General features: G+C 41.5%; 3 protein-coding genes. 2 read left to right on the forward strand and 1 reads right to left on the reverse strand.

From position 1 onward, the window contains the following. Positions 1 to 2: 2 nt before the first annotated feature. Entirely contained in the window at positions 3 to 1,178 is a 1,176-nt protein-coding gene (locus PHV30_06635) for a type III PLP-dependent enzyme (GenBank protein ID MDD5456693.1), read from the reverse strand. 207 nt (positions 1,179 to 1,385) lie between these two features. Between PHV30_06635 and thpR the strand changes: the two genes are divergently transcribed. Then, positions 1,386 to 1,892, forward strand: coding sequence for an RNA 2',3'-cyclic phosphodiesterase (thpR, locus tag PHV30_06640; GenBank protein ID MDD5456694.1), 507 nt, complete (start codon positions 1,386 to 1,388; stop codon positions 1,890 to 1,892). A gap of 99 nt (positions 1,893 to 1,991) precedes the next feature. Beyond that, positions 1,992 to 2,506: glycosyl hydrolase family 8 (locus tag PHV30_06645; protein ID MDD5456695.1), on the forward strand; the 515-nt coding region annotated here is incomplete at its 3' end.

Raw genomic sequence — 2,506 nt, forward strand, 5'->3', positions numbered from 1 at the left:
TTTTATTCCAGAATATAGGATTTAAGCGGCGGAAAACCGTTAAAGGCCACGCTGCTGTAGGTTTGCGTATAGGCACCGGCTGTAAAAATGTAGAGACGGTCTCCTTCTTTCAGCGTACGCGGGATGCGATATTTGAAATTTTCATAAAGAATGTCCATGCTGTCGCAGGTGGGCCCGGCAATTATAACATTTTCAGATTTACCCTTGCGGTCGAAGAAAAGCGGATACTTGATGGATTCATCCAGGGTTTCTATCAGGCCGCCGAAACGACCGATATCTACGAACACCCAACGATAGAAACTATTTTTTGATTTATTGGAAACGCGGACAACTTCGCTTATGATCATACCCGCGTCAGCTGCTATTGAACGCCCGGGCTCCAGATGAATCTTGGGCAGATAATCCTTGAAATCTTCATAAAGATAACGTTTTATTTCCATAGCGTAATCCTGAATGGGATTGGTCTGTTCCCGGTAATTAGCAGGAAAACCGCCGCCCAGATTAATCATTTTTAAATGTATGCCTTTTTCTTTTACAGCGTCAAACAAGTACTTGCATCGGGCTATGGAATCATCCCATTGGCCGATATCCCGCTGCTGAGAGCCGACATGAAAAGAGATGCCGGTTGGATTAAGTCCGAACTCTTTGGCCTGGATTATAAGGTTATAGATAACGTCCGGATGGGCACCGAATTTTCTGGATAGCGGCCAGTCCGAACCGGTCCCTTCGGTCAGTATCCGGAAAAATACATCAGACCCGGGCGCTTGTTGCGCGATATTGAGCAGGTCTTCCTCTGAATCGGTCACGAACAGGCGAACACCTCTGTCAAAAAAATATTTTATTTCATCTTTCTTTTTTATGGTGTTACCATAGCTTATGCGTTCCGGATCGATTTTTAGATTTAACAACTGGTCAAGTTCATAGATTGAGGCTACATCAAAATATGACCCCAGGCTGTTTAAAAGCAGAATTATTTCGTTCATCGGATTGGCTTTTACCGCATAGTAAATAGTGCTGTTTTCAAAGGTAGAAGCCAGTTCCATGTATTTTCTTTTTACCACGTCCAGATCAATGAGTAAAAAGGGTGTTTTCTTTTTTTTTGTGAATTTTTTTATGCGTTCGAATTGTTTCTGGCTCATGTAGCGGTCCAGATGAAATACGTAGTCTTCCATGAACATCTTAACTTAATGTTAACATAATTCCTTTTTTGTTACATCAGTGGATTACAACCTGATTTTTTGATGAATTCTTTCCCCGTGAAACAAAATGTCATTCCGAGCGAAGTCGAGGAATCTTTAAGTTTTAATACAAAGATTTCTCCACTCCGCTTCGCTTCGGTCGAAATGACGGTTAGAAAAGATATCCGGTTACGTTATAATATGTCTATGCGTCTTTTCATCGGAAGTTTTATGGAACTGAAAGCTTACGCCAAAATCAAAGAAGATTTTTCCGGCTGTATTACCGGTAAATGGGTGGAGCCGGAAAACCTGCATTGTACTTTGCTGTTTCTGGGAGACCAGCCTGATGAAAAGATAATCATGGAAAATCTGAAAAGCATTAAAAATATAGTTGCCTCGGTTTCGTTGCAAGGCCTTTTTATGCTGGCGGACCGAATTCTGGCCGTTCATCTTGAGCCCAGGGAAGAATTAAAGAAACTATATGAGGAGATAACTCAGGACCTGGCTTTTCTTAAGCTAAAACCGGAAAAATTCTTTCTACCACATGTTACCCTTTGTCGAATTAAAAAGATAAAAAAACCTTCTTGCAACGGGAAACTTAAAGAATATGAAAAGACAGTATTTGTGAAGCAAGCCGTCTTTAAACCGATGCTTATTCAGAGCCGGTTAACACCGCAAGGCCCGGTTTACAAATTGCTGACCTGTCCGGATTAGCGTATTCAGGATATAGCATCATAAAATACTCCATAAATTGCGGCCTTTTGCAGGGCCTTTGCCCTGTAAAATTAATTGTATTTTTGTTAGAATAGTTTTATGGGGTTCATTAAACGGGGGATTTTTGTCTCAATTTTTATTATTGGGTTAGCGCAGGCTTCGCTACTCTACAGAAGTTCATATCCTGCTGTAAACTATGGGGCCAAAGTTGTAGCCTGGGATACAGCCTTAACCAATACGCTGGCTGGATACAAGAGCCGGTTTATTGACGCATATGGTACGGGTCTGGTGCATGATACAAGCAGAACAACAGTAGACGGTAGAATTGCCAGCGCATCTGTTAGTGAAGGAACCGGTTATGGATTGCTCCTCTTTCTTTGGGGCAATAGGCAGGACGATTTTGATGCGTTATGGTCTGCCGCTGTTAATAAGCAGCAAAAATCTAATAATAAACTTTTTAAATGGATTGTTGATAAAAACGGATATGAGGTGAGTTTTGACGGTTCGACAAATAATGCCACAGACGCCGATGAAGATATTGCCCTGGCTTTAATTTTCGCGGACCGCCTCAAAAAACTGGGTTTTGCCGACTGGAAAGATTCATCTATAGATTA

Source organism: Candidatus Margulisiibacteriota bacterium (assembly GCA_028715625.1).
In the GTDB taxonomy this organism is placed as follows: Bacteria; Margulisbacteria; Riflemargulisbacteria; order GWF2-35-9; family GWF2-35-9; genus JAQURL01.

Coding starts and splice junctions, on each gene's coding strand:
- thpR (MDD5456694.1), top strand. CDS start 1,386: ATGCGTCTTTTCATCGGAAGTTTTATGGAACTGAAAGCTTACGCCAAA.
- PHV30_06635 (MDD5456693.1), bottom strand. CDS start 1,178: ATGTTCATGGAAGACTACGTATTTCATCTGGACCGCTACATGAGCCAG.